At 48.6% G+C, this 26,412-nt stretch carries 25 protein-coding genes; 15 read left to right on the top strand and 10 right to left on the bottom strand.

The genetic code is table 11. The annotated features are described in order from the left end of the window. Window positions 1-95: 95 nt before the first annotated feature. The gene (locus tag H6G00_RS02360; RefSeq protein WP_190795487.1) at window positions 96-545 is read left to right on the top strand and encodes an NfeD family protein; all 450 of its coding nucleotides are present in this window, start codon (window positions 96-98) and stop codon (window positions 543-545) included. A gap of 30 nt (window positions 546-575) precedes the next feature. Next, window positions 576-1,556, top strand: coding sequence for an SPFH domain-containing protein (locus tag H6G00_RS02355; protein WP_190642397.1), 981 nt, complete (start codon window positions 576-578; stop codon window positions 1,554-1,556). On the opposite strand, the gene H6G00_RS02350 is transcribed toward H6G00_RS02355, so the two are convergent. Next, window positions 1,553-1,963, bottom strand: a complete 411-nt coding sequence (locus H6G00_RS02350) for a Fur family transcriptional regulator (protein ID WP_190642396.1) — start codon at window positions 1,961-1,963, stop codon at window positions 1,553-1,555. The two genes, H6G00_RS02355 and H6G00_RS02350, sit on opposite strands and share 4 nt — an antisense overlap. Window positions 1,964-1,990: 27 nt before the next feature. Here H6G00_RS02350 and H6G00_RS02345 point away from each other — a divergent pair, with 27 nt between their 5' ends. Further along, a complete protein-coding gene (locus H6G00_RS02345) occupies window positions 1,991-2,128 on the top strand; it encodes a hypothetical protein (RefSeq protein WP_190689668.1) in 138 nt (45 codons plus the stop codon). 359 nt (window positions 2,129-2,487) lie between these two features. On the opposite strand, the gene H6G00_RS02340 is transcribed toward H6G00_RS02345, so the two are convergent. The 5 genes from H6G00_RS02340 to bcp form a co-directional block, all read right to left on the bottom strand. Beyond that, the gene (locus H6G00_RS02340; protein WP_190642394.1) at window positions 2,488-3,054 is read right to left on the bottom strand and encodes a late competence development ComFB family protein; all 567 of its coding nucleotides are present in this window, start codon (window positions 3,052-3,054) and stop codon (window positions 2,488-2,490) included. A gap of 138 nt (window positions 3,055-3,192) precedes the next feature. Next, a complete protein-coding gene (locus H6G00_RS02335; RefSeq protein WP_190795486.1) occupies window positions 3,193-4,143 on the bottom strand; it encodes a M23 family metallopeptidase in 951 nt (316 codons plus the stop codon). Between the two features lie 146 nt (window positions 4,144-4,289). Next, the gene (locus tag H6G00_RS02330) at window positions 4,290-5,102 is read right to left on the bottom strand and encodes an alpha/beta hydrolase (RefSeq protein ID WP_190795485.1); all 813 of its coding nucleotides are present in this window, start codon (window positions 5,100-5,102) and stop codon (window positions 4,290-4,292) included. A gap of 139 nt (window positions 5,103-5,241) precedes the next feature. Continuing rightward, window positions 5,242-5,697, bottom strand: a complete 456-nt coding sequence (locus tag H6G00_RS02325; protein ID WP_190642391.1) for an NUDIX hydrolase — start codon at window positions 5,695-5,697, stop codon at window positions 5,242-5,244. A gap of 61 nt (window positions 5,698-5,758) precedes the next feature. Further along, window positions 5,759-6,229, bottom strand: coding sequence for a thioredoxin-dependent thiol peroxidase (bcp, locus tag H6G00_RS02320; protein ID WP_190795484.1), 471 nt, complete (start codon window positions 6,227-6,229; stop codon window positions 5,759-5,761). A 154-nt stretch (window positions 6,230-6,383) separates the two neighbouring features. Between bcp and H6G00_RS02315 the strand changes: the two genes are divergently transcribed. From H6G00_RS02315 to H6G00_RS02290, 6 genes are all read left to right on the top strand, one after another. Further along, on the top strand, window positions 6,384-7,130 hold the full coding sequence (locus H6G00_RS02315; RefSeq protein WP_190795483.1) for an MOSC domain-containing protein: 747 nt from the start codon (window positions 6,384-6,386) through the stop codon (window positions 7,128-7,130). Between the two features lie 306 nt (window positions 7,131-7,436). Further along, window positions 7,437-7,928 carry a photosystem II cytochrome c-550 gene (gene psbV, locus H6G00_RS02310; RefSeq protein ID WP_190795482.1) on the top strand — a complete coding sequence of 164 codons (492 nt, stop codon included), beginning with the start codon at window positions 7,437-7,439 and terminating at the stop codon, window positions 7,926-7,928. Between the two features lie 138 nt (window positions 7,929-8,066). Then, window positions 8,067-8,555 (top strand): photosystem II cytochrome PsbV2, encoded by a 489-nt coding sequence (psbV2, locus tag H6G00_RS02305; protein ID WP_190795481.1) that lies wholly within the window; start codon window positions 8,067-8,069, stop codon window positions 8,553-8,555. 232 nt (window positions 8,556-8,787) lie between these two features. Further along, window positions 8,788-9,207 (top strand): plastocyanin, encoded by a 420-nt coding sequence (petE, locus tag H6G00_RS02300; RefSeq protein WP_190642386.1) that lies wholly within the window; start codon window positions 8,788-8,790, stop codon window positions 9,205-9,207. Between the two features lie 386 nt (window positions 9,208-9,593). Further along, window positions 9,594-10,037, top strand: coding sequence for a VOC family protein (locus H6G00_RS02295; protein WP_190795480.1), 444 nt, complete (start codon window positions 9,594-9,596; stop codon window positions 10,035-10,037). Window positions 10,038-10,531: 494 nt separating this feature from the next. Further along, window positions 10,532-11,779, top strand: a complete 1,248-nt coding sequence (locus H6G00_RS02290) for a pentapeptide repeat-containing protein (RefSeq protein WP_190795479.1) — start codon at window positions 10,532-10,534, stop codon at window positions 11,777-11,779. Window positions 11,780-12,027: 248 nt separating this feature from the next. Here H6G00_RS02290 and H6G00_RS02285 read toward each other — a convergent pair whose 3' ends face one another. From H6G00_RS02285 to ppsA, 3 genes are all read right to left on the bottom strand, one after another. Next, window positions 12,028-12,303: a hypothetical protein gene (locus H6G00_RS02285; RefSeq protein WP_190795478.1), complete on the bottom strand. Its 276-nt coding sequence runs from the start codon at window positions 12,301-12,303 to the stop codon at window positions 12,028-12,030. Between the two features lie 177 nt (window positions 12,304-12,480). Next, window positions 12,481-13,065, bottom strand: a complete 585-nt coding sequence (locus H6G00_RS02280) for a L,D-transpeptidase (RefSeq protein WP_347278136.1) — start codon at window positions 13,063-13,065, stop codon at window positions 12,481-12,483. Window positions 13,066-13,345: 280 nt separating this feature from the next. Next, complete coding sequence (gene ppsA, locus H6G00_RS02275) at window positions 13,346-15,877, bottom strand: phosphoenolpyruvate synthase (RefSeq protein ID WP_190795477.1); 2,532 nt, start codon at window positions 15,875-15,877, stop codon at window positions 13,346-13,348. Between the two features lie 589 nt (window positions 15,878-16,466). On the opposite strand from ppsA, the gene ptsP reads away from it, so the two are divergent. Genes ptsP through H6G00_RS02260 form a run of 3 tightly spaced genes read left to right on the top strand, consistent with a single transcriptional unit; the run spans window position 16,467 to window position 21,763 of the window. Then, window positions 16,467-18,935, top strand: coding sequence for a phosphoenolpyruvate--protein phosphotransferase (ptsP, locus tag H6G00_RS02270; protein ID WP_190795476.1), 2,469 nt, complete (start codon window positions 16,467-16,469; stop codon window positions 18,933-18,935). Between the two features lie 18 nt (window positions 18,936-18,953). After that, a complete protein-coding gene (pfkB, locus tag H6G00_RS02265; protein WP_190795475.1) occupies window positions 18,954-19,916 on the top strand; it encodes a 1-phosphofructokinase in 963 nt (320 codons plus the stop codon). Window positions 19,917-19,930: 14 nt separating this feature from the next. Then, window positions 19,931-21,763: a PTS fructose-like transporter subunit IIB gene (locus tag H6G00_RS02260; protein ID WP_190795521.1), complete on the top strand. Its 1,833-nt coding sequence runs from the start codon at window positions 19,931-19,933 to the stop codon at window positions 21,761-21,763. 70 nt (window positions 21,764-21,833) lie between these two features. Here H6G00_RS02260 and H6G00_RS02255 read toward each other — a convergent pair whose 3' ends face one another. Beyond that, window positions 21,834-23,147, bottom strand: coding sequence for an FGGY-family carbohydrate kinase (locus H6G00_RS02255; RefSeq protein WP_190795474.1), 1,314 nt, complete (start codon window positions 23,145-23,147; stop codon window positions 21,834-21,836). Between the two features lie 401 nt (window positions 23,148-23,548). Between H6G00_RS02255 and H6G00_RS02250 the strand changes: the two genes are divergently transcribed. Genes H6G00_RS02250 through H6G00_RS02240 form a run of 3 tightly spaced genes read left to right on the top strand, consistent with a single transcriptional unit; the run spans window position 23,549 to window position 26,243 of the window. Next, entirely contained in the window at window positions 23,549-24,595 is a 1,047-nt protein-coding gene (locus tag H6G00_RS02250; protein WP_190795473.1) for an aliphatic sulfonate ABC transporter substrate-binding protein, read from the top strand. Further along, on the top strand, window positions 24,592-25,458 hold the full coding sequence (locus H6G00_RS02245) for an ABC transporter permease (RefSeq protein ID WP_190795472.1): 867 nt from the start codon (window positions 24,592-24,594) through the stop codon (window positions 25,456-25,458). The genes H6G00_RS02250 and H6G00_RS02245 overlap by 4 nt, the downstream gene beginning before the upstream one ends. A 41-nt stretch (window positions 25,459-25,499) precedes the next feature. After that, the gene (locus H6G00_RS02240) at window positions 25,500-26,243 is read left to right on the top strand and encodes an ABC transporter ATP-binding protein (protein ID WP_190795471.1); all 744 of its coding nucleotides are present in this window, start codon (window positions 25,500-25,502) and stop codon (window positions 26,241-26,243) included. The last annotated feature ends 169 nt before the right edge of the window (window positions 26,244-26,412 follow it).

Genomic DNA, 26,412 nt, shown 5'->3' with positions numbered 1-26,412 from the left:
CTGTAGTGATTCTCTGAAGCTGAAATAGCGGAATTGCTGTTGCTACCAGTGAAGTTATTGAATATCGACAGACCTGTGTATCGAGAGCTGAATATATGTCGCTAAGTCCCACAGTTCTTTGGCTGCTTGCGGGTGTAATTCTCTGCATCATGGAGATGACTTTACCGACAGCATTTGTGGAATTCACGATGGGAGTCAGCGCCATTGTAGTCGGCTTGGTGGCGCTAGTAGTGCCTCACTTCGGGATTCAGGTTGTTCTCTGGCTAGCACTGTCCGTAATTCTCACTGTCTTGTCTCGCCGCTTTATTCCTCAAAGCAAACATCGGTTAATTGCTGATGCGACGGAAGCACAGACAATCACAGAAATTTTGCCAGGGCAAACAGGTCGAGTACTTTATGAGGGAAATTCCTGGCAGGCTCGTTGCGAAGATGATGAAATGGCGATCGCTCCCAACCAAAGAGTCTACGTCGTAGAACGTCGGGGCAACACACTTATCGTCATACCAGAAAGCCTGCTGCGGGCACAGCCTCAGCAGTTTCCCTAATGAAAACCCAAAAATTGGAGGTTGTTTAACGTGGGTGACTTGGTAGGATTCTTAATATTTTTAGTTTTTGGTGGTACTGTTCTGACAAAATCGGTTCGCATCGTTAACCAGGGAAACGAAGCATTAGTTGAACGGTTAGGGCGATACAATGGTAGAAAACTTTCGCCAGGACTTAATTTCACGGTTCCTTTCCTGGATCGCATTGCTTACCAGCAAACCATTCGTGAGCGGGTGATCGACATTCCGCCGCAGCAGTGCATCACTCGTGACAATGTCTCGATTTCAGTTGATGCGGTCGTGTACTGGCGCATCATGGACTTAGAGAAAGCCTACTACAAGGTCGAGAATCTTCAATCGGCAATGGTCAATCTGGTACTAACTCAGATTCGCGCCGAGATGGGTAAGCTAGAGCTAGATGAAACCTTTACCGCTCGCTCTGAAATCAACGAACTGTTGCTACGAGAGCTAGATGTCTCAACTGACCCCTGGGGCGTTAAAGTGACCCGGGTTGAACTGCGAGACATTGTTCCCTCTAAAGCTGTACAGGAGTCGATGGAGCTCCAGATGTCGGCGGAGCGGCGCAAGCGGGCATCCATTCTCACATCTGAAGGCGAAAGAGAATCAGCCGTTAACTCAGCAAGAGGTAGTGCTGAGGCCCGCGTCTTGGAAGCCGAAGCTCGCCAAAAAGCAACCATCTTGGAAGCTGAGGCACAGCAAAAAACAATTGTTTTACGAGCACAAGCAGAACGCCAAGAGCAAGTGTTGCGGGCACAAGCAACGGCTGAGGCTTTACAAGTCATCGCGAGTACGTTGAAATCTGATCCCAATGCTCATGAAGCACTTCAGTTTTTGATGACTCAAAACTACATCGACATGGGTTCTAAGATTGGCACCAGCGGCAGCAGCAAGGTTATGTTTATGGACCCACGCAGCATTCCTGCTACGGTTGAAGGAATGCGCTCCATGATTGGAGATAGAGATAAGGACGAGCCAAAGATGTTTGGATCTTAGTCAGAAGTGTTATCGCTTGCGTGAGCCAGCTGGCATTCAGTACACAGCCCAAAAAACTCCAGAGTGTGGTAATAGATTTTGAAGCGGTAAGACTGGTGCAGCTGGTCTTCTAGATCGTGAACGGGGCATTCATTAATCGGAATAGATGCCCCGCACTGCAAACAGGTCAAATGGTGTTTGTCTTCCTGAATAGAACTGTAAAGCGATTCTCCGGTTGCTAACGTGCGAACCTGAATCACTCCTTCCAGTTTGAGCGCTTCTAAAGAGCGATAGACCGTTGCTAGCCCCATTCCTTCGTTGCGACTACGCAGCTCTACATAAATATCTTGAGCAGAAGCCGCTCGATTCAAAGTTCTAAGCAGGTTAAGAATCCGCTCCTGGCTGCGGGTACGCTGTTGGGCTTTCATGGCAAAGTAAGTGGTGTTTTAGTTCCTATGAAACCAGGATTTGCACTTAATTCTGATTTCAAGTTTAAGGGGCTAGAAAGAGGAGTTGGGGCTGGAGGCTGCGATCGCATTGCCTCATCTCAGTGCGTCATCTATTTATTACTAGAAGCCTTGGCAAATCTATAATCTCAAGATTTAATCCTTGGGGAACTAGCTATTACTAGATTAGATAATTAAACCTGTACTGAGTCTAGCTTTTCAGTAGAGATCTGATGAAGAATTAAAGAACTTGATTCAAAAATAATTAGTTAGAATAGGCAGGGTATAGCCTGAAGAGGCTTAAAAACCGAAGCTTTAGCCCTATCCCCCCCACCCTCATACTAATTCAAGCAGACAAACCCCTAATACTCGACCGCGAAAACCATTGACTACCTAAAGCTAGACTTTGAGGATTCGATCGCAAACTTTAAGCGGAAGTGTAGCTATTCTGCTGCACTTCCGCTTAAAGTTTAGAGCTATTCAGTTCAAAGCTCTTAGTCGAAATTCTAAGCAATGCCCCGATCGCCACTGGGCTTTGATCCAGCTTCAAACTTGGGAGCATAGGTTTGCAGCAAAGCACTAACCTGAGTAAGCACTTCGTCACCTGCATTTTTGCCCAATACTTGCCGTTCTGGGAAGAATTCTGGTTTATCTAGGTTGCGGGCGATCGCCTCACTCACCTGCTGAGCAATCAGCGTTTGAAGTTCGTCTTTTGCCCGTCCTCGTTGGTAGTCAGCACCCTCTTCAGTGGTGGCATAGAGCGGCGGCAGGCGGTTGAGCGCGTAGGCGGCGATATCACCCAGGTCGAGGGTGACATCACTCGTGGCTTCAATTTCGGCGACGCGGGCGATCGCTTCCGTCAGTACCAACTCTTCCATTACGTTAATGAACTGCTTGCGGGGAACTGCAACCACTTCGCCGGTCAGCAAAGCTCCCATCAATCGATCCAACGCCATGTATTCTTCAATCGACAGCTCAGAGGCGGTGTCGCAGATGCGCCCAACTTCTGCTTCCATGGCAGGGGTCAAATAACCATCCTGTAGAGCTTGGTCAACAATTTTTTCGATACTCATAAAGTTTTTTACGCTCCACCGCGCCACTTGGGTGACAAACTTACAATCAATCTTCTTGAGTTTAGTTTGCCCCAGAATTTGGAAATCGCACGAAATCAGTCCGACTTAAGCTAATCTTATTTCCGACCTGCTGTGAAATTACTCAAAGCCGTCGTATCGCCAAGGCGCTGGATCAACAGCCAACCCATGAACGTAGAGACCCCAGTGTAGATGCGGTCCGGTGACTGCACCTGTTGCCCCGACAGCTCCAACCACCTGTCCAGGTTGTACAAAGTCGCCTTCTTGTACGTCGATCCGGCTTAGGTGCAGAAAAATGCTAGCAACGCCCTGTCCATGATCGATCCCAATAGTATTGCCGTGTAGCTGAAAGCCGTCAGATTCGCGCCCCACAAGGGCAATTCTCCCAGCGGCAGGAGCCATTGCTGCGGAACCGGTACCACCGCCGTAATCTACGCCGCGATGGTAGTAGTCTTGGGCAAATACACCGTTGTAGTAACGTCGAATTCCATACCCAGAGGTAATTTCACCCGCATTAGGGCGAATGAAGGGAGTCGTCCAAAACTTTTCGGGAGTGACCAGTTGCTTAAATTCAGCGACTCGATCAAATTCGTAATCGGTGCCATCTACACCACCGCCACGCAGGGTGATGCGCTGGGTAGGAAAGGAGCGATCGCGCAACCAAACTGCCAAATTGCGCTGGTCGCCTTCGCCATTCACCCGAATTTCATAACGTCCTGGTGCATCGAGTGGGGTGGTGGGCAACAGGGCGCGAAATCGATTGCTACCGATCGCGAAGGTTGGGTAGGTCGTCTGATTTATGGTGACAGTCGGGGCTTCGACATCAGCTGAACTGGTTTGCACGATGACTGCGATGGTATCGCCCAATTGCGGACTGTCAGGCTGAATCTGGACTTCGATGGCTTGGGCAGGAGTGATCAAAACCAGGATGAAGGCGATCGCTCCCAGCAAAGCACTGATGCCCAGACGGTGTTTCCACGACCAGCGACGATTCAGTCCGGCAGCGATTATTCGGTTTAATTTCAACTGAGATGTTACAGATGTTGGGTTGGAACGATCAAAGACACTCATAATGACGAGATGGGCGAATTGACTAGCTTGAAAGTTGCACAAACTTTATAGTTTCAACTTTATAGTTCAAGCTTTAGCCTGCTACGACTGAAATCGTCACTATGAACGTTACAGAATTTATGATTTGATCGGCAATTTAGCGTGCTTCAGGCAGTTTCTACAAACTTACGGATTTCGGTGGCGATTGCCTTAGCTTCAGTCTGCAATAGGTCTGGATCGAAGCTAGAGATTACTTTTAGCTCTGCCTGAGGAGCTTGGGCAAAGACTCGATGACTGCGAATTGCTGCTGCGTCATCTTGCTCTCCTTGCAAAATCAGGATAGGCAGTTTTAGCCAGGAAATTTGGTCTTCGGGTAATAGTTCTGCCCGAATTTCAGACGCGCGACGGTTAAACAAGAGTTTGCAGGCAACAGGCGATCGCATCAGTTTTTGGCGAAGCTGGAGCGATCGCTCGACCCATTCTCGCCAACCAAACACTTTGGCAAAGGGCAACAGGAGTTGTAAGAACCGATAAGCCAGTGGCGGTCGTCCAGTGAGCCAGCGTGACCAATGCCAGCGATCGCCCTTCCCTTCTAGCTGTACTCCCTCTGGCGCTAGCAATATTAACCCTTTCACCTGGTCTGGAAAGCGCAGCGCGTAGCTGGATGCAATCCACCCGCCCAGAGAATGCCCAACCAGGTAAACCTGACGTAATTTCAACGATTCCAGGTACTCCGCCAGACATTCCACCTGTAGCTCAACGGAGTAATGCAGCTCAGGGCGCTCTGATTCTCCAAACCCCAGCAAATCAGGCACTAGGCAATGGTAAGTTTGGCTCAAACGTTCCACCAACGGCAACCACTGGCTGCTGTCATTCCAAGAGCCGTGTAGAAAGACCAATACCGTCCCTTGACCCACTTCGCGCCAAAACAGTTGCCCTTGAGACAGTCGAATACGGGAGTTGCGGATTGGTAAGGTCATCCTAAACTACAAGGTAACAGCTAGACGGGTAATAGCCAGGTCAGGAATAGCCAGTTAGAGCCGCCAGTTAGTGATTCTAACAGTCAACCTATGTCATTTCAGAAAATGCTGTTGATCTTGAGATGCTGACACAATCTGATCAGGCTAGGGTAGTCACGCCGCTGAAATAGTCTTGCAATTGCTGGTCATGATCGTGGGAGAGCTTACCTTGAGGAAGGCTTGATGGCTGAAACGCTCTTACGTCAAGAATTTCTAGCTTATCTTTGATTGACATTTTGCCTGTTACTTCCGCCTCGACTACCACACAAATGGAGTGAAATCGAGGATCGCGATCAGGTGCAGAGTAAACGCCGACCAGACGGCGAATTTTGACCAACTCCAGCCCGGTTTCTTCAGCGAGTTCTCGCTTCACTGCCGTGGGAATGTCTTCTCCCCAATCGACAATGCCGCCTGGTAGCCCCCAACAGCCATTATCTCGTCGTCGAATTAATACAATTTGTCCGTCGGGCATCACAGGAATGATGCTAGTGCCCGTAATCGGGTGACGAAAAATAATGCCCAGAGCGGTTTGGATGATTTGCCACAGCCGAAGCATAAGTGATGGTGCTACTAAAAGTGCTACGCCATAGAGAGTAAAGATGGAACAGGTAAAGTATTCACCCTGACACGTTAGCTAGATCTGCCAAAATTTCAGCCGCATGAGCTTCTGGCTTGACTTTGCGGTAGATCTTTTCAATTTTGCCGTCCGGCCCAATGATAAACGTATTCCGACTAATGCCCATGTATTCCTTACCCATGAACTTCTTTAGCCCATAGCTATCGTAGGTTGTGGCAACTTGCCCAGATGCATCTGACAACAGCGGAAACGGCAAGTTGTATTTAGTTGTGAACTTAGTATGCGCTTTGGCATCATCGGTGCTGATCCCCAGCACGACTACATCGTTGGACTGATAGTCCGGGTAGGCATCCCGAAAAGCACAGGCTTCTTTGGTGCAGCCAGGTGTGTTGTCGCGGGGGTAGAAGTAAAGCACCACTCGTTTCCCACGAAAATCTGAAAGACTAACGCTGTTGCCTTCCCCATCAGGCAGGCTAAATTCAGGAGCAGGATCGCCGGGGCTTAGGGTCATCTTTACACCTTGGTGCAGTCGGTTCGAAGGTAAAACAAATTTGGATCAATTCTGATTTTAAGCCTTCTGTGGATGATTCAGTGCAAATACGTACTCCAAGCTTTCAGAAAAGCCCTTATGCTATTGCAGTCCCAAATTAGGTTATGAGGAGCCTGTGAAAGCAGTAAAGCTTTTTGCAAAGCAGCATAAAGGAGCAGCAACTACTGAACGTGAAGAGTTGCTGCTTAAGCGTGGCGTGGGTGTGGAAGGGGATGTTTATGCGATCGCCGGCAACCCCCGTCAGATTTTGCTTGTAGATACTCCTACCCTTGCTGAATTTGATTTGAACCCTGGAGATTTGCGAGAAAATTTGCTGATTGATGCACCAATCGAGTCCTTAGCTTCGGGGCAGGTTTTACAGGTGGGTCAGTCTGCTTTAATCCGGATTACGTTTCCCTGTGACCCCTGTTCTCAGTTAAATCAACTTAAGCCTGGACTTGCCACCCGAATAAAAGGCAAACGCGGGCTACTGGGGATGGTCGTTAGGGATGGCTTGATCAAGGCAGGGGAGCAGGTGCAGATTAGTCCATACCAATTTTCCCCCCTGCCAGAAAATGCCAAAGGCAGGTTTACAGAGTTCGTGACGAGAATTCAGTCCGGTAAAGTCGTTAGCACAGCTCACTTGCTGATGGCACTGGGATTAGCTCGCAGCTATTACCGCACAATTCCGATCTTCTTGAAGAAGGCGGGCGATCGCCTCCCCATTCATCGCATCGTTGCCCCAGACGGTGGACTGATCACAAAACACATGCCACAGCAACAACAGGCGCTTGAGGATGAGGGCATTGGCGTTATCGAGGGGCGAGTGTCTCCTGATTTCTTCTGGGAACAGGCGCACTTTCATGACATTGGCGCTTTTTGAGATTAAGCAATGTCTCCAATTCTAATCTGGCTTGGGAAAGCGCCCGATCGGTGGCATGATATTGAATTAGGACAGCTCAATCCTGCCTATTCAGGAACTTGTAGCCTGAATGGTTTTAGAGGATGTCAAGAGTAATCATACTTAAAGTTGCTGGAGAGAAAAGTCTGAGTTCTAATTGTGAACTTTATCCTGATCATTAGGAATCAGCTTGCCTGTTCAGCAGATTTTTGCCAAAAGATTCAATCTTGAGATTGAGCCTTGCTGTGTTGAGTTGCTAATACCTGAGCGACGTGTTTAAGGAGAACCATGCTTAAGAGATACATTTGGCTTGTTGTGGTCACTGTATTTTTCGCTTTTCAATTGTTTACAGGAAGGGCGATCGCTGCTGAACTCGACCAAGCCACCCGCACCGTCAAACTAAACGAAGCAGGAGAAACGACTGTCCTCAGCCTGGAGCAGGTTTCTGAGGGCAAGCGCCTGTTTAACTATGCCTGCGGTCAGTGTCACGTAGGCGGCGTTACCAAAACTGACCCCAATGTGGGTCTAGATCCAGAAGCTTTAGCGCTGGCATCGCCACCTCGAGATAACCTGGAATCTCTGGTCAATTATTTGCACGATCCTACGACCTATGACGGGTTAGAGTCTATTGCCGAACTGCACCCCAGCACTCAAAGCACAGACATTTTCCCTAAGATGAGAAACCTGACTGAAGACGACCTCGTTGCCATTTCAGGTCACATCCTTCTACAACCCAAAGTTGTAGGTGAAAAGTGGGGCGGCGGCAAAATTTACTACTAAATTTCTGCCAGCTCTCTGTCCGACCATTAGAAAAACTTGTTTTTCCTTGGGGCAGCCTCTACGTCTGCCCCTCTCTTTTAAGAATGTTCCAAGGCAATTACGGTAAAACCTGCAAGCGTAAGCGGTCATTCCTGTGCCATGTTGCTTTCTACAGTTCGCTACCTGCTAATTCTGCTCATCGTGAGTGTTGGTCTGATTACTTGGAGCCTACCTACACAGGCAGCTACTCTAGACCCCTATGTCGTAAGATATCTGAAGGTTTCTGAGCCAATCGCTCTTGACCTGGACGAAGGGCAGACCAAACTGTTTTCTGCTGAAAACCTCTCTCAAGGCAAGCGCCTGTTTGAGGAAAACTGCAAAAACTGCCATGTGGGTGGGACAACTTTGCCAGATCCACTCGTTTCTCTGTCAATTGAAGCCCTGCGAGGAGCCATGCCTCCGCGTGACAACATCAACAGCTTAGTCACTTTTCTCAGACAACCGATGACCTACGACGGGACAGAGGAATCCTTCTTCTGCCGTCAGATGCCTGAGAGTTGGGTATCCCAGTCAGAAGTTGAGAACCTGGCAGCTTTTATTTTGAGGGCAGCCCAGAAAGCTCCGGGGTGGGGAAGCGCCTCTTTTTAGCGCAGAGCCGCAAATTTGTCCCACAAAAACTTGGATTTACCCAATATTGACCTTTGGAAAGCTTTAGAAGGTAAACATTCGGGCTAAGATCTGATTTGATAATTGTGAAACTTATGGAGTAAGTTCATTTATGGCTTACCCTTCATGAGAAGAATTGACGAGGTTCGGCCTCTAAGATTTTCTACATTTGTAAGTTTCACAACAAGTTAAATTTAAACCTCTAGAGGTAACCATGAAATTGATTGCTCTAGTTTCAAGGAGTTTAAGTCTAGCCCTCTGCACAATTGCATTGGTTGTTAGCACCTTCCTACTAGTAGTTTCTCCCGCATCGGCGGCAACTCACACCATCAAGATGGGCGCTGACAACGGCATGCTGAAGTTTGAGCCGTCTACTTTGACTGTTCAAAGTGGCGATACCGTTAAGTGGGTCAATAATAAACTCCCTCCCCATAACGTCGTTTTTGATGACAAAGCCATCCCCACTAACAGTAAGGATTTGGCAACCAAACTTTCACATCAACAGCTGATGTTTGCTCCTGGCGAATCGTTTGAGGTTACTTTCTCATCCGACATGCCTGCTGGTGATTACAGCTATTACTGTGCTCCTCACCGAGGCGCAGGAATGGGTGGCAAGATCACTGTAGAGGGCTAGTAGAATTCGGGCTGACAGTGCAGCATCTATGATAGGTGGGCTTGAAGCTCATGCCGGACTAACGGCTTATTTGTTGTTGCACTAGCCCGTCTATTAGAACTGGCTCAGAATTTTCGGCATAACGCTGAGAAGCGAAGCATTCGTAACTTAGGGGTAGAAACTTGAAGCGGTAAGGCTGTGTCTTTTCAGTCGATCTGTTCAAGTCGCTGCCCCTAGTTTTGTGTTTACAGGCATAGCTCTTGACGTAGTATAGATGTACTGATATTGTTTTTGGGTTGGTTATGAACTCTTAGTTAAGTCCTCGAATGGCGTTAGCACATCACTTTTGTGCTTGATTTTTGGTGTGCCTTTTCGTCTTCAAAGCACAGCAGATGGAGGATAAGGTAATGGAAGATAGTCCCAGTATTCTTTCACACATCTCGATTGGCACAAACGATTTTGAACGGGCGATCGCCTTCTATGACCAGGTATTGCCCACACTAGGCTGCAAGCGGATTATGGAGCATCCAGGTGCAGTCGCTTACGGCAAGCAGTATCCAGAATTTTGGGTACAAACTCCGATCGACGGTAACCCTGCAACAGTTGGGAATGGAACCCACTTTGGTTTTATTGCGCCTACTAAAGACTCTGTCCACGCATTTTATGAGGCGGCTCTAGCAGCGGGTGGTATGGACGAGGGGGCACCAGGAAGCAGACCTGATTATGGAGAACCCTATTATGGCTGTTTTGTCCGCGACCCAGATGGACATAAGATTGAAGCATCTTTCTGGGATATGCAGCTTGTCCACGAACTATATATTGACCAGCCTAGACCTGTGGAAAATTCCTAACTGACTAATTTATAAAGCTTCTGCATGAATGGTAGCGTGGCTGTGCTGGGCTATACCATTCACGCTTCAAAAGTAATTCGTGCGACGGTCTAATCTTAATCCGTTGTAGGGTAATACCGATTCCAAAAATTAGGGTTACAGATGGAAGGGCACCCCGCCCTGCAGGGTGCCCTTCCATCTGTAGCCTCTTTTCAAAGAAACGTTATTAAGTGGGCTTTAGAAGTTCGTAGAATGTATTTCTCACGAACTCACGAACTTTTTGAAATTTCTATATTCTATATATGACATTGCAACACAGTTGCAATCCCATTCTTATAATCTGAGGATGTAGAGTAGATTTTTGTCGGAGACGGGTAATCAGTGGCATTAAAGTCAGTAAGAGTGGGAAATAAAGCAGTAAAATTTGTCACCGATGCAGCTTTTCCTCTATGTAGGATCAGCGTAATCTGGGAAATTTTTTAGCTTTTTATCTTAGCTGTGCAAGGGGACTCTCCATGACAGACAATGATTACCTCTCCCTGATTCAGCAAGGAGTAGAAGCCTGGAACCGTTGGAGAGGCGAAAATCCCGAAGTTAAGCCAGATTTGAGTAGAGCTTATCTTTTTGAGGCTGATCTGAGTGGATTTGACTTAAACCATGTAAACTTCAGTCGGGTTTGTCTGATTGGGGCTAATCTTAAGCGGGCAAATCTGAGCGGCGCGGAGCTGGATGGAGCTTATGCAAGTGGCGCGAACTTGAGTGAAGCAAATTTAAGCGGGGCCAATCTCAGTAGCGCGAACTTGAGTGAAGCGAATTTGAATGGGGCTGATCTGACTTCTGCCCAGTTAGAAGCTACTGATTTGACGGCAGCTCAGTTGACGGGTGCTTGTCTAGAAAATTGGCGGATTAGCAGGGCAACCAAACTGCATAAAGTTGAAGGTCGATATGTCTACCTTGATCGGCAGCAGAAACGCTGTCCGCTAGAGGGTGAATTTAAACCAGGAGAGCTGGCTGCGATGCTTCAGGCAGAGAGCGATCGCTCACCCATCCAGCCGTCCCCAACACCGTCTCCTCCCAAACATAAACAAGTTCCACCAGTCTGGATATCTCCCCAAGTTCCCGGAGTTGAATCTAAACCTGCTCCGGTTGAGTCACCTCCTGAAAAACCGACAGAAGTAGCTGCTCTGCAACCAGTTGCTACTCCAAAGCGATCGCGTTCGATTCCCTGGGAGATTTTGGTAGGAGTTGGAGTTGGGTTGGCGGTGATTGCTGCGATCGCTAGTTTTCCTCGCACTCGCACGGTAACTGAACTTCCGCCACTAGTCTGCAATGAGCCACCGCTACCGTCCCTTTCTGATAGAGCGCCCGACCATGAGTATGAAGATGGCACTCGCTTTTATGGCAGCTTTTCAAATACTGCCCCTCTGGATGGTAGAGGCAGCATGATGTATCCCAATGGCGATCGCTACGATGGCGAGTTTCGGGACGGGAAACGGAACGGTTGTGGAACATTTACTTTCGAAAATGGTCGCAACTATGTAGGTCAGTTTCGAGACGATCAGTTCCAGGGACAGGGAATTTGGACGCTGGAAAATGGCGATCGCTACATTGGCGAATTTCAAGCCAACAAATGTAATGGGCAAGGAACATTTATATCCGTAGATGGATCTCAAAAGACGGGAATTTGGGAGAATGGTGACTTGGCGGGCGACAACCTGTCCTGCGACCGATCCCCTTTGAGGCTGCCGGGTTCTCCAGAATGAACCTTTTACCCATTTGACGGGAGTGTTAGCTTTGCTTTTACTTCTCTACCCACAAAACCTGGGGAAAAAGAGGTTGGCAGCTAGAACGGCTCCCTCATTTAGGGAATTGCACAACCAAACCACCGATACACCGTGAGGAGAAAACACATGGATAAGCGGTCGTCCAATTTGCTGAAGTTTTTATTTTTTGCGGTAACCTTGTTGTCTGCTGCTAGCCTAACCGTTACATCTCTAAAGCTAGCTCAAGCTCAAGACTCTCCCCCTCCAACGCCCACCCCTTCGCCAACGTTACCGACTCCGACTCCCACACCTGGGGCGACTCCAACTCCGACTCCGACTCCCACACCCGGAGTGACTCCGACTCCAAGTCCAACTCCCACACCTGGAGTGACCCCAACTCCCACACCTAGGGTGACTCCGACTCCCACGCCCGGAGTGACTCCAACTCCCACACCTGGGGTGACTCCGACTCCAAGTCCAACTCCCACACCTAGGGTGACTCCGACTCCAAGTCCAACTCCCACACCTAGGGTGACCCCGACTCCTAGCCCAACGCCAACCCCAGATTCTAATCCTCGGGCACTTTGGTAAGAACTGGTAAGAACCGGTAAAGAACTAGTTCGATTAGATCGTACTAAAAAATAAGGGGAGGGTTCACCCTCCCCTTATTTTTGATCATAACTCTTACAGTGTGGTTATATCTACGGTTCCACAATGACTGCTGTTCCAGGAGTGACAATTTCGTATAGCTCACGAACATCTTCGTTGTACATTCGAATACAGCCATGCGAAGCTGCACGCCCTACACTTTCGCGATTGGGGGTGCCATGAAAACCAATATAGTTATTGCCATCTGTCCAAAAGGCAATCCACCTTTCCCCAAGTGGATTTTCAGGTCCAGGTGGCATGGTTTCCCCAGTGAGCGGATTTGTCCATCCTGGGTCTTGTAACATGTGCAAAACCTCAAAACTGCCTGTTGGAGTTTCCCATCCCGCTCTACCGATCGCCACCGGATAGGTCGTTTTTAACTCATCATCTTGATAGACATAAACCCGACGCTCCCCTAACTTCAACACCAGTCGCACTTCTTGAGCTTCTGGAAAGACGGGGTCTGGTGGCAACAGCTCCGGTACTACAATTTGTGGCTCTAGCGTCGTCGTAGAAGGAGTTGCAGCCTGATAAGTTGCTGACTCAGGAGCTACAGTTTGAGCCGCAGAGTAAGGCTGAATGGATAGAAGAAGAATTGCTGAGCCCAAGCAACCCCACAGAGAACGATTCAGAAACACGCTGTTACGACCCTTGCTAACTACAATCGAAAGTTTAAAGGAGTAGTGTGAGACAAGTCTCTGGAATAGAATGAGAAATCTTAAGCTAAATGTCAAGATTCAAAGACAGAAGATTTCTTTACCAGGTTCCTCTGATAGACAACACTCTCGACTCTATTATTCTAAGAATAAAGTGCTCCATCAGCATGAGACGCAAAATAAGGCAGAGTTCTTAACTCTGCCTACCAAGTCGGAGTTTTGGAACGAGTTTTGTGAGTTAACTCGCTCCAAGACTGTAGGGCTAAGTGGGTTGACTTTGGGACATTGATGCTTCGGTTTTGGCGATCGCCAACAATGTCTTTAACACCGAATCCGGATTCAAACTGATCGAATCAATCCCCTGCTCCACCAGGAATTGAGCAAACTCAGGATAGTCACTAGGTGCCTGTCCGCAGATGCCAATCTTGCGATTAAACCGTTTTGCCGTCGCAATTACTCGCTCTAGCTTGCGTTTCACCGCTTCATCGCGCTCGTCAAACAAGTGAGACACGAGGGCTGAGTCGCGATCAAGTCCTAACGTGAGTTGGGTCAGGTCATTGGAACCGATCGAGAAACCGTCAAACACTTCACTAAAGCGATCGGCTAGCTCAACATTGCTAGGCAATTCACACATCACGTATACCTGCAAGCCATTCTCCCCCTGCACCAGTCCGTGCTTAGCCATCTCGTCCAAAACTTTACGCCCCTCTGCTGGAGTGCGGCAGAACGGAATCATTGGAATCACATTCGTCAACCCCATTTCATCCCGTACACGCTTAAAGGCTTTGCACTCCAGTCCGTAAGCAGCCTGGTACTTCGGGTCGTAGTAACGTGATGCTCCACGCCAGCCCATCATTGGGTTTTCTTCTTTTGGCTCAAAGTCCCGCCCCCCAATCAGGTTGGCGTACTCATTACTCTTCAGATCTGACATTCTCACCACGACTGGATTGGGATAAAATGCTGCCGCTAACATACCAATTCCAGATGCTAGTTTGTCTACAAAGTAGTCTGACATCTCCTCATACTGAGTGGTGAGCTGACTAATCTCCCACTTAGCGGCTTTATCCTTAAGCTGGTTGAAATGCAGCAGTGCCAATGGATGCACTTTAATGTGATTGGCAATAATGAACTCTGTTCGGGCTAACCCTACCCCATCATTCGGAATTAGTGATAGCCGAAACGCTTCATGAGGATTGCCTACATTCATCAACACCTTGGTACGGGTGCGCGGCAAGTCATTTAACTGGAGTTCTTCAATCTCGAACGGCAGGATGCCGTCGTAGACGTGCCCTTCCTCCCCATCGGCACAGGAAACGGTAACTTCCTGCTCATCTCGGAGAATTTCAGTGGCGTTGTCACAGCCTACAATGGCTGGAATTCCTAATTCCCGTGCAATAATTGCAGCATGACAGGTGCGTCCGCCCTGATTCGTGATGACCGCACTGGCCCGTTTCATAATTGGCTCCCAGTCAGGATCAGTACGCGTCGTTACCAGCACTTCTCCTTCCTGAAACTCATCTAGCTTACGGATATCAATAATGGTTCGTACCTTACCCTGACCAATCATTTCACCGACTGCACGACCTCTGAGCAACGGTTCTGCTTTTTGTTTTGCCGTGAGTTTATAGGTCTTTAAAACATTGCTTCCCTTCTGGGAGTGCACCGTTTCGGGACGAGCCTGCACGACAAACAGTTCACCTGTTGTGCCATCTTTTGCCCATTCCACATCCATTGGGCTGTAGGCATCTCGCACGTTAGAGTAATGGTCTTCAATGATGCAAGCCCATTCTGCCAACTTCAGAATTTCATCATCTTCCAGAGCATATTTTCCCTGATCGACTTTAGGCACGGGCAGGTTTGTGGTGGGTCTGCTGCCACCAATGTCATAAACCATTTTGATTTCTTTACTACCCAGACGCTTTTCTAGAATTGGGCGAAAACCTTGTTTCAATGTGGGTTTGAACACAATGTATTCATCTGGGTTAACCACTCCCTGCACCACGTTTTCACCTAATCCATAGGCAGCCGTGACAAGTGCCGCATTTTTAAAGCCACTTTCCGTATCGATTGAAAACATTACACCTGCCGATGCCAGGTCAGAGCGCACCATTTTTTGCACGCCAACGGATAAAGCAACCTCAAAATGGTCAAAGTTTTTAATTGTGCGATAAGAAATAGCGCGATCGGTAAACAGAGAGGCAAAACACATATGGCAGGCTTCTAAAACGCCATTAATGCCATTGATGTTGAGATAAGTGTCTTGCTGTCCGGCAAAGCTTGCATCCGGCAAATCTTCAGCAGTAGCACTGGAGCGGACAGCTACATCAACGCCACTGTAGCGACTGAGGCAAGCCTGTCGCTCTGCTCCATTCAATGCTTCACACATTTCGATATCAACGTCATATCGCGCTGAAAGCTGCACGTAGGCATCTACGATCGCCTCCTCTAGCTCCGATGGAAAGGGTGTGTCTAAAATTAACGTGCGGGCTTGTCGTCCTCGTTCCCGTAAGTTGTTGATGTTTTCTACATCCAGGTCAGCCAATAAACGCTGAAGTCGAGCTTTTAGCCCTGCTTTCTCCATGAAATAACGGAAGGCATGAGCCTTTGTGGCAAAGCCCGTTGGAACGTTCACTCCCTTGGGCGTGAGTTGCTGGATCATCTCTCCCAGAGATGCATTTTTGCCGCCTACCAGGGGTACATCACTAATGCCAACCTGCTCAAACCAAAGCACAAATTCCTGTTCTTTTAGCTCTTGATTCAAGGGAGAAATATCTAGTTTTCTGGTTGTAATCATGTTGTTTACTCCACAGAGTTCAGTAGAGAAGCAGCTATTTTGTTAATCAGGTTTGTTAGCCAAAAGTAAAATTCTTGCCGATAAAAACTTCTTTTTATCCAGCTTTTGCAAGGTGTAGAGAAGGAAATTAAGTAGTTTTTGTGGGTTGGGTTAATACTAGCGTAGCTCAACAAATGATGAGGTTGCCTTTTTCTGTTTAATCAACTTTACATAGCAATCCTAAATGGGTTGTGGAGGGGTATGTCTCGCACAGCCTGATCCTTCTACAATCCACTTAGAATGGCGCTAACTTCACTACCACGAGTTATAAAACAGGTATTAAGGCGCTTAAAGTTTTGTTTTGATTTATGAAGGGATATCGCCTAATCCAGGATATTTTCTAATTTAAGATTAAGAAATGAATTTATCAATACATTTCTACGGCCATGTTTAGTAATGTATGTATCAATAATCTAATTTTGTAAGCTTGTTGTAAGCAACAGACCTTCCTTTACATCCTCTTCCTAAAGGTAGAAGAAATGAAGGGTTTTTCTCATTCCATTAAAAGCTTGCTTTGCTTGAATCGTTAATATCTGACTTTTGAAAAGACATGATTAACCTGAGCCAAAAAAGTATCAAGATAAAGGCGGAAGCTGTTAATAAAGCAGATGCAATTTCTCAGGCAGGGAAGCTGCTGATTGAGAATGGCAATATGCAGCCGGGATACATCAGCTCGATGATGGAACGAGAGAAGGTTGCTCATACCTATTTGGGAAACGGGATTGCGATTCCGCATGGGCTGCCCAAAGATCGAGATTTGATTTTAGAAACGGGCATTTCGGTCGTGCAAATTCCGGCTGGGGTGGAGTGGAATCCGGGGGAGCAGGTCTATCTCGTGGTAGGGATTGCGGCAAAATCTGACGAACACCTGGAAATTCTCTCTAACCTGACTCATGTTTTGGATGATGAGCCAACAATTCAACGGTTATCCAAAACGACGAATCCCGATGACATCATTGCTTGCTTGACCAATCAAACTTCTAATGGCAACGGGGCAAATGCTACCGAGACGGAGCTTGCGAAGAACGAATTTACCAAAGCGGTAGATGTAACCATTCTTGGCAAAACAGGACTTCATGCCCGTCCAGCTACCGTTCTGGTGAATGTGGCGAAGGAGTTTGAATCGGAAATTCAGCTTCGCTATGGTAGCCAAACTGCTAATGCCAAAAGTTTGGTGTCGCTGCTGAAGCTGGGTGTGGAAGGGGGGCAAACTGTTCGCCTAATGGCACAGGGGAAGGATGAAGATGCAGCACTGGCGTCCCTCAGGCGAGAGATTGAGGCAGGTTTGGGAGAGGAAGCGGAGGAAACCTCAACCGTTACTTTAGGACGAGCTTTAACCTTTGAGTCGCCTGCGGTTCCTGGGATTGCAGCTTCACCGGGGTTGGCGATCGCCCCCTTGTTCCAGTTCAAGCGCGGCAAGATCGTGTTTGAACACACGGCAAAAGATCCAGCGGCAGAAGAAACTCGACTGCGGCAAGCCGTTGAAACTGGCAAAGCTCAACTGCAAGACCTGTATGAAGAGGTAAAAGCGCGGTCGGGTGCGGGTAAAGCGGCTATCTTTTTGGCGCATCAGGAGTTTTTGGGTGATCCCGAACTCTTAGCGGATGCAGTCAATCATCTCCAAGACCAGCGCAGTGCAGCCTGGGCATGGCAACAGGTTTATGAGCAGCGGGCGAGTGCGTTAGAACAGCTTAAAGATCCGTTGCTAGCAGGTCGAGCAGCCGATTTGCGTGATGTGGGTCGTCGAGTGCTACGGCTGCTTGCCGATACGGTTGAAGATGAGCCTGTGTTGCCTTCTGCTCCGGTGATTTTGATTGCGGAAGACCTGACTCCATCAGATACAGCAGGACTTGATCCAACTCTTATTTTGGGTTTCTGTACGGCTTATGGTGGACCGACTTCGCATAGTGCAATTATTGCGCGATCGCTCGATATTCCGGCGATCGTTGGTGCAGGTCCAGCCGTCCTTGACTTAACTGATGGCACTCGCTGCATTCTAGATGGCGAAAGTGGCAACCTCTATCCCCGTCCGTCTGAAGCTGACCTGGGGACTGCCAGAGCCGCCCAGCAAGACTTACAGACGTTGCGTGAAAAAGAGCAGCTTGCCCGATTCCAGCCTGCCATCATGACCGATGGGCATCGGCTGGAAGTGGTGGCAAATATTGGTGCGGCTGTTGAAGCAGAACAGGCGGTAAATGCGGGTGCAGAGGGTGTTGGACTACTTCGGACTGAGTTCCTGTTTTTGAATCGTTCAGAGCCACCGTCAGAGGAGGAACAGTTTGCTGCTTACACTCAGATGGCTGAGGCATTAAATGGTTTACCGCTGATCATTCGCACTTTGGACATTGGCGGTGACAAGTCTGTGCCTTATCTGAACCTGCCATCTGAAGAAAATCCGTTTTTGGGTGTGCGTGGAATTCGGCTGTGTTTACAGCGTCCCGACTTGTTTCGTCCTCAACTGCGGGCGATCTATCGGGCTGCTCAAACCGGTTCGGTCAAGATTATGTTTCCGATGATCGCGACGTTAGAGGAACTTCAGGCAGCAAAACAAATTGCTGAAGAACTGCGGTTGGCGATCGGCGCACCGCCGGTAGACATCGGCATGATGATCGAAGTGCCTTCGGCAGTATTAATGGCAAATGAGTTTGCTCAAGAAGTTGATTTCTTCTCCATCGGTACTAATGATCTGACGCAATACGTTTTGGCGATGGATCGCGGTCATCCTGTCTTAGCAAAACAGGCAGATGGACTGCATCCAGCCGTGCTGCGAATGATTCACCAAACCGTACAGGCGGCAACGGCGGCAGGTAAATGGGTGGGAGTCTGCGGCGGCATGGCAGGCGACCCCAAAGGAGCGGCAATCCTGGCAGGGTTGGGCGTAGCGGAACTGAGCATCAGCATCCCCAGTGTGGCGGCTGTCAAAGCCAAACTTCGCAGCCTTTCCCTTTCTCAAACCCAGGACTTAGCAAAACGGGCGCTGAACTGCCGCAACGCCCAGGAAGTCCGCAATTTAGTGTAATTACCTTGTGCATCTCCTATGCATTCCAACATTGCCACCATTACTCTTAATCCGGCCGTTGACCAGACGGCTTCCATTTCTCATTTCAGGGCAGGTGAAGTGAATCGGGTGGAATGGGAGCAGGCAGACCCCGGCGGCAAAGGGGTAAATGTAGCCTCATTTCTCACCGATTTTGGCTTTTCGGTCAGCGTTTCTGGCTTTTTGGGGAAGGAAAATGCGGAGCTATTCGATCATTTCTTTACCCAAAAAGGTATCCAAAACCAATTTGTCACCATTCCTGGAAAAACTCGCGTCAATATCAAAATCATTGATGCTGCTCAAAAACAAGTCACTGATATTAACTTTCCGGGACAGCCACCGACAGAAAGTGATATTGCTAAGCTGCGTCAGGCGATCGCCACTCTAACCCAAGACCACGACTGGTTTGTGCTATCGGGCAGCGTTCCCGCTGGGCTATCCAGCGATATCTACGGAAAACTGGTATCTGAGCTAAAAGCACAAAACAAAACCGTTGTATTAGATGCCAGTGGCGAGAGTTTGCGACAGGCAATTCCCTTTGCTCCTTACGCGATTAAACCCAATATTGATGAGTTGCAGGAATTGGTCGGTCACCCGTTGGAGGGGGAAGGGGCAATTGCCCAGTCTGCCCAAACCCTCTTGGAGAAAGGAATTCACTCTGTTGTCGTCTCAATGGGAGCCCAAGGAGCCATCTTTGCAGAACAAGAGGCGATCGTGGTCGCCCGACCACCTCAAATTGAAGTGGTCAGCACCGTTGGTGCTGGCGATGCAATGGTGTCTGGCTTTATCACTGGTAAGCTGCGCGGACTCACTTTAGCAGACTGTGCTCGACTTGCAACTGCTTTCTCTATTGGCGCACTTAGCCAGATTGGACCACGGCTACCTCCACCCGACATGGTTGAATCTTACATGAGTAAGGTTGATGTGCAGGTTCTGTGGGTTTCATCATTTAACAACTTCTAATAATCATGAAAACAATCAAAAGAATTGCGGCTGTCACCGCCTGTCCAACCGGAATTGCTCACACCTTTATGGCAGCCGAAGCGCTGCGAAAAACCGCCGAAGTGATGGGTTATGACATCAAAGTTGAAACCCAAGGATCTGAAGGAGTTAAAACACCGTTGTCGGCAGGTGATATCGCCGATGCGGATTTAGTCATTATTGGAGCTGATATTCACGTCGATCCGTCTCGCTTTGTCGGAAAACCTATTTATGCAACTTCCACCAGTCGCACCATTCGCAGTACCAAAGCAGTGATTGAAGAGGCAGTTTCAGAAGCACAGCACGAGTCAGAAAGCCAGCAGGAATCAGAAGTGGATGTGCCTGCTCCTCCGGTTGCAGCAACCGTTTCATCTGCTGCTACTTCGGTTGCCTCAACATCACCTTCTAATGGTTTAAAACATTTAGTAGGTATTACCTCTTGCCCAACTGGAATTGCTCATACCTTTATGGCGGCTGAGGCTTTACGCAAAGCAGCGGTAGAGTTGGGACATGAGATTAAGGTAGAAACACAGGGTTCCGTTGGGGCAAAAAATCAACTCACACCAGAAGATATCGCACAGGCGGATGCAGTGGTGATTGCGGCAGATACTTATGTGGATCTGACCCGGTTTAAGGGGAAGCGGGTCTATGAAACCTCGACAAAGCAGGCTTTGAAGGCAGGTAAAGGAGTTATCAATGATGCTCTGACTTTGCCAGAACCCGAAGTCCAAGCTACGAGCGGAAATGGTAGAGATTATCTACAGTCAGTTCAGCAGGCAAAAGCAGACCGAAGTGCGAAGCGATCGGGTCCTTATCGTCACTTGTTAACAGGCGTATCTTACATGCTGCCTGTAATTGTGGCAGGTGGTTTGATCATTGCTTTGTCGTTTGTGTTTGGGCTGGAGCCGGAAGAAGGAAGTTTTGGCGCTGCTTTACTGCAAATTGGCGGTGAGTCTGCCTTTGCATTGATTGTTCCAGTTCTCTCTGGCTTTATTGCCTTTTCCATTGCCGATCGCCCCGGTTTAGCCCCAGGACTAATTGGCGGTATGCTAGCGGCTAATCTCGGAATGGGGTTTTTAGGTGGTATCTTATCTGGCTTTCTAGCAGGATATATTGCTTTACTTGTGCGCGATAAGATCAACTTGCCAGCTAATCTGGAAGGACTCAAACCTGTTCTGGTGATTCCTCTACTCTCCACTTTAGCGGTCGGGTTACTGCTAGTTTATGTCTTTGGAGCGCCCGTCAAAGCAATTTTGGATGGACTCACAGCTTTTCTACAAAACATGGGTCAAACCAATGCAGTCATTCTCGGTTTAATTTTGGGCGGCATGATGGCAGTAGACATGGGCGGTCCAGTCAACAAAGCCGCTTATACCTTTGCAGTCGGTTTGTTAGCGAGCAGTGTGTTTGAGCCCATGGCAGCAGTGATGGCGGCAGGCATGACTCCTCCTTTGGGGCTAGCACTGGGAACTTTACTGGCGAAACGTCAGTTCACTGACGAGGAAAAGGATGCAGGCAAGGTTGCAACGGTACTGGGCATTGCGTTTATCACGGAAGGGGCAATTCCATTTGCGGCAAAAGATCCGGTTCGAGTGTTGCCTGCCTGCATTGCTGGGTCAGCCGTTACCGGGGCACTCTCGATGCTGTTTGGCTGCACCCTCCGCGCTCCTCATGGCGGCATCTTTGTACTGGCGATTCCCAATGCGGTGACTCAAGGTGGACTGTATGTGGTGGCGATCGCTGCTGGCACCTTAGTTACGGCAGTGGCGATCGCTCAACTTAAGCGCTGGCAGCCTAAAGCAAAAGCAGTAGCCGAACCACAAAGCTAAAGATACATATCACTTATCGCTGAGTTCCTGGATCTCCAAATTCTCAAGGAATTTGGAGATTTTTAATATTTCACCTGTCCAGGTATGGCGTTTGCCTGCTTGCTAATAGTGCAGTTCCGTAGGCTGCTTCAGTTTGGGCAGAGGGAAGGACAGGTACCTGTAAGTGGCGCGATCGCATCTCAGCCCAAATCGGATTTTTTGCACCACCGCCCGCTGTGTAGACTTGAGATAGCGGAGTTGCGCCTAATTCTTGCAGCAGCCGATAGCCTCTCGCCTCAATTCGAGCAATGCCTTCTAGCAGACCGTGCAGAAATTCTACGGGGCGATCGGGTCGAGGGTCTAGCCGAGGCTGAAGCTGGGGATCGTTAATCGGAAAGCGTTCGCCAGGTGTGAGCAGCGGGTAATAGTCGAGCGGGCTGGCTTGTGCGGGTTGAATTTGCTCACTTAAATGCTTCAGTTCTGCATCGGTGAAGAACTGTTTTAGTACGGCTCCGCCTGTGTTGGATGCGCCACCGACTAACCACAAATCCCCCAGACGATGGCTGTAAATGCCATATCGAGCATCGTCCACACGGGTTTCGCTGAGCAGCTTTAGCACCAGAGTGGAGCCGAGAGACGTGACGGCCTCACCTGGAAACTGAACTCCACTAGCAAGAAAGGCAGCAATGCTATCGGTCGTTCCCGCACACACCAAACAGCCGGCAGGCAAATGGAATTGCGTGACAATTTCCCTTTTTACCACTTCAATCGGTGTCCCCGGAGCAACAACCTGCGGCAGCTTAAAAGAGACAGGTAACTCTTGCATCCAGTCGGGATAACGTAACTCACCTACGTTATATCCTAATTTCAGGGCATTGTGATAGTCACTGATACCCAGGTGACCGTGCAACAGAAATGTAAGCCAATCGGCTTGATGTAGAAAATAGGCTTCAGAAGAAACACACGGCACCTCTGTACAAGTAGACCACCATAGCAGTTTGGCAAGGCTGGAAGTGGCGCTAATCACGGTGTGGTTAGGTGGGGCGATCGCCTTCACCTGATCCATCACCGCCATTCCACGCGGATCGTTGTAGAGAATTGGCTGATCGAGCAGAATACCCTGAGCATCACAAATTAGCACCGTGGAAGAGGTGCCATTGATGGCGATCGCCTTTAACTGTTGACGAATTTCTACAGGAAGCTGTTCAAGTAGGGTGAACAGTGCCGTTTGCCAGATCGTTGCCAAATCCTGATCATCTTCAAATCGGAAACTGGTTTGAGCTTGGATTTGTTGGTGGGTGTTGATGGCGATCGCCCGTGCGCCTGAAGTGCCAAAATCGATGCCCAGATAAGAGCCGGACACTTCAGTCGAGGTGCTATCAGACTGTGTGTAGTCTAGTGCCATGAAACGTTAGAACCAGAAGTTGGAGAGGAATTAGGACTAGAGATAAGCCTATCAGTTCCAACAATGCCATACATTCGGCAATTCCCGTCAAGGTTGTCACGCCGCTACCGATCAACGCAACAGATTACTCAACCTTATAAGCAAAATTTTGCCTCCATCTTGCCTGCATCTACAAAAGTATGCAATGATTCTCCAAGAATTTACGGTAACTCGGTAGAGATACAGTAATTTTGAATTCTACTCATTTTAACTCTCTGTGAAGCGGCTGAGCCTTTTCACCTCAAGCTTTGCGTTTTTTGTAAGGACTGTTCCCTGAATCGGTTTTATTTTTGAGGAAGTATCACATGATTGCTAACAGCAGATGCACACTGATACCCCGTTGGGTGAGAGGCTTTAGAGCGATGGCTCCAAGACAGTTTCCTGGCTTTGCGTTCTTGTTCTCGCTAGTGTTCAGCCTAATTTTGGTGACGAGCAGTTGCAGTGCTCCCGCTGGAGACAATCCGGGCGCGATCAAGCTCGATTTTGCTTACTACAATCCAGTTAGCCTGGTACTAAAGAAGAATGGCTGGCTAGAAGAAGAGTTGGCTCAAGATAACATCAGCGTTGAGTGGGTTCAGAGTTTGGGCAGCAACAAAGCCCTAGAATTGCTCAACAGCCGCAGTATTGATTTTGGCTCTACAGCGGGGGCTGCCGCCTTACTGGGTAAAGCGAATGGCAACCCGATTAAGTCGGTTTACATTTACTCAAAGCCGGAGTGGACTGCCCTCGTAACAACGGCTGATTCTGATATCAAAACGGTTAAAGACCTTCAGGGACGGAAAGTTGCGGTGACCCGAGGAACTGATCCTCACATTTTCTTACTACGAGCACTGGATCAAGTCGGTTTATCAGAACAGGATATTGAGGTCGTCCAACTTCAGCACGCAGACGGCAAAACTGCGCTGGAGCGAGGAGATGTTGATGCCTGGGCAGGGCTAGATCCCCACATGGCGCAAACTGAGTTAGAAAAGGGTTCTCGCTTATTTTTCCGCGATCCTAACTTAAATACTTATGGGTTTTTAAATGTGAGAGAAGCGTTTGCTCAGCAATACCCCGGTTATGTAGAACGGGTGCTGGCAGTGTATGAACGGGCAAGGCAGTGGTCTTTGGAAAATCCAGATGAGTTAAAAGCAATTTTGCAGAAGGAAGCGAAACTCAGCGATGCAGTTGCAACTAAGCAATTAGAACGAACGGATTTATCCAATGCGGTGATTGGTCAGGTGCATAAAGACACGATTGTTGCAGCAGGAGATGTGCTCAAGAGCAGTGGTGTCATTCCTGGCTCAATTAATGTTAATCAAGTTGCTGATGAGCTAGTCGATCCACAGTTTGTTGAAAAGGTTGCTAGTCACCAAAGAGTTATCAGTCACCAGAAAATTGCCCATCACCCGCAGCACTCACGCTCATGAATGATTCGTCGCCTCCCAAACGCCTCAATTCTGCAACGCTTGCGCCTGCTTACCGATCGCGATCTCGTGCCTGTTGGCGGCAACCCGGTTTAAGAGGACATTGGACGCTGGGTTTCATTCTGCCCGTTGGGTTACTGGTTGTTTGGGAACTGTTGTCTCGGATAGGTGTGTTTCCTCCCAACTTGTTGCCTGCTCCCTCGACGATCGCCCTCACCCTATGGACACTCACCCTCAGTGGTGAACTGTTGATTCACATTGGAATTACGCTCTACCGAGTTTTTCTAGGGTTTTTCATTGGTGGAGTTCTCGCCACAATTCTAGGAGCCTTGACTGGATACTCGCGTATCGCACATCAACTGCTCGATCCGTTGTTCCAAGCGTTGAGAAACATCCCTTCGCTAGCCTGGGTGCCCTTGTTTATCCTGTGGTTGGGAATTGCTGAAACATCCAAAATTGCCCTGATCGCCGTTGGTGTGTTTTTTCCGGTTTATCTGACGCTGATGGCGGGCATTCAGCAGGTCGATCGCAAACTAGTGGAGGTGGGGCGTGTCTATCGCTTCAGTCAAGCTCAGTTAATCTGGCGCGTCTTTTTGCCTGCAACATTACCTTCCTACATCGTGGGATTGCGAAATGGCTTAGGCTTGGGCTGGATGTTTGTGGTGGCGGCTGAAATTATGGGAGCCAGTCGAGGGTTGGGCTTTCTCCTAATTGATGGTCAAACAACGGGTCGCCCAGACATTATCATTGCCAGCATTCTCCTGTTTGCCATCATGGGTAAGCTGACAGATACGGGATTGGTGGCGATCGGTAAGCGGTTAGTGAGTTGGCAAGATTCCTACAGCTTGCAAGCCCAAAAGAATTAAACAGAAAAAGGTTGTGATGTAAATCCGGGGAAGAACCAGGCATGTTGCGAGTCGAAAACGTCTACAAGCAATTTGACAACGGTTTTTTGGCGCTAGATGCAGTCAATTTAGAAGTCCATCCTGGGGAAATTGTCAGTCTGGTGGGAACAAGTGGCTGCGGCAAAAGTACGCTGCTGCGAATCATATCAGGACTAGATTTTCCCAGTGAGGGTGATGTGTGGATTGACAACGAACTGCTCGTCACTCCCCATCCTGAAGTGGGCATGATTTTTCAGGAACCCCGGTTGATGCCTTGGTTGACTGTGAAGGATAATGTCCGGTTTGGGTTGGAGCGAACAGCAGATAGTGAAGCAGCGATCGCCACAACGCTGGCAAAAGTAGGATTAGCTGACTTTGCGAATGCGCTGCCGCGCCAACTTTCAGGTGGCATGGCTCAGCGAGTGGCGATCGCCCGTGCCCTGATTACACAACCTTCAATCCTTCTATTAGATGAGCCGTTTAGTGCGCTCGATGCCTTTACCCGCACTAAATTGCAAGATCATCTGCTGCACATTTGGGAATATGACCGTCCGACGATGTTACTCGTTACCCATGACATCGAGGAAGCTCTGGTGTTAAGCGATCGCATTATTGTGATGCGAAGCAATCCAGGACGAATTCATCGAGAGTTTGTTTTAGATCTGCCCCGTCCTCGCAAACGCACGGATACCCATCTACAACAGTGGAAAGAGCGACTGTTAAATGAGTTGGATTTATCATTGGTGCGATCGCTCACAGAAGTTTAACCACGGTAGGTGAGCCGGGGAAATCACAAATCCATTGCAGGCTTTTGCTCGAAATAATACCAATTCTCTAAAGTTCAGCTACAGATAAGGCATCTAAAATAGACCGTCGCCCTACAATCGAGAAGATTACTTCTGGTGTTAAAGCATCAAGTCTCTCTTTCACCTGCTG

This window comes from Leptolyngbya sp. FACHB-541 (assembly GCF_014695875.1).
Taxonomy (GTDB): domain Bacteria; phylum Cyanobacteriota; class Cyanobacteriia; order Elainellales; family Elainellaceae; genus JAAUTN01.
Note: the sequence above shows the minus strand (reverse complement) of the source record. Positions and strands in the feature narration are given on the sequence as shown.

Coding starts and splice junctions, on each gene's coding strand:
- H6G00_RS02250 (WP_190795473.1), top strand. CDS start 23,549: ATGGCTCCAAGACAGTTTCCTGGCTTTGCGTTCTTGTTCTCGCTAGTG.
- H6G00_RS02335 (WP_190795486.1), bottom strand. CDS start 4,143: ATGAGTGTCTTTGATCGTTCCAACCCAACATCTGTAACATCTCAGTTG.
- ppsA (WP_190795477.1), bottom strand. CDS start 15,877: ATGATTACAACCAGAAAACTAGATATTTCTCCCTTGAATCAAGAGCTA.
- H6G00_RS02255 (WP_190795474.1), bottom strand. CDS start 23,147: ATGGCACTAGACTACACACAGTCTGATAGCACCTCGACTGAAGTGTCC.
- psbV2 (WP_190795481.1), top strand. CDS start 8,067: ATGTTGCTTTCTACAGTTCGCTACCTGCTAATTCTGCTCATCGTGAGT.
- petE (WP_190642386.1), top strand. CDS start 8,788: ATGAAATTGATTGCTCTAGTTTCAAGGAGTTTAAGTCTAGCCCTCTGC.
- H6G00_RS02245 (WP_190795472.1), top strand. CDS start 24,592: ATGAATGATTCGTCGCCTCCCAAACGCCTCAATTCTGCAACGCTTGCG.
- H6G00_RS02330 (WP_190795485.1), bottom strand. CDS start 5,102: ATGACCTTACCAATCCGCAACTCCCGTATTCGACTGTCTCAAGGGCAA.
- H6G00_RS02360 (WP_190795487.1), top strand. CDS start 96: ATGTCGCTAAGTCCCACAGTTCTTTGGCTGCTTGCGGGTGTAATTCTC.
- pfkB (WP_190795475.1), top strand. CDS start 18,954: ATGCATTCCAACATTGCCACCATTACTCTTAATCCGGCCGTTGACCAG.
- bcp (WP_190795484.1), bottom strand. CDS start 6,229: ATGACCCTAAGCCCCGGCGATCCTGCTCCTGAATTTAGCCTGCCTGAT.
- H6G00_RS02345 (WP_190689668.1), top strand. CDS start 1,991: ATGAAACCAGGATTTGCACTTAATTCTGATTTCAAGTTTAAGGGGCTA.
- H6G00_RS02295 (WP_190795480.1), top strand. CDS start 9,594: ATGGAAGATAGTCCCAGTATTCTTTCACACATCTCGATTGGCACAAAC.
- H6G00_RS02290 (WP_190795479.1), top strand. CDS start 10,532: ATGACAGACAATGATTACCTCTCCCTGATTCAGCAAGGAGTAGAAGCC.
- H6G00_RS02240 (WP_190795471.1), top strand. CDS start 25,500: ATGTTGCGAGTCGAAAACGTCTACAAGCAATTTGACAACGGTTTTTTG.
- H6G00_RS02340 (WP_190642394.1), bottom strand. CDS start 3,054: ATGAGTATCGAAAAAATTGTTGACCAAGCTCTACAGGATGGTTATTTG.
- H6G00_RS02350 (WP_190642396.1), bottom strand. CDS start 1,963: ATGAAAGCCCAACAGCGTACCCGCAGCCAGGAGCGGATTCTTAACCTG.
- H6G00_RS02325 (WP_190642391.1), bottom strand. CDS start 5,697: ATGCTTCGGCTGTGGCAAATCATCCAAACCGCTCTGGGCATTATTTTT.
- psbV (WP_190795482.1), top strand. CDS start 7,437: ATGCTTAAGAGATACATTTGGCTTGTTGTGGTCACTGTATTTTTCGCT.
- ptsP (WP_190795476.1), top strand. CDS start 16,467: ATGATTAACCTGAGCCAAAAAAGTATCAAGATAAAGGCGGAAGCTGTT.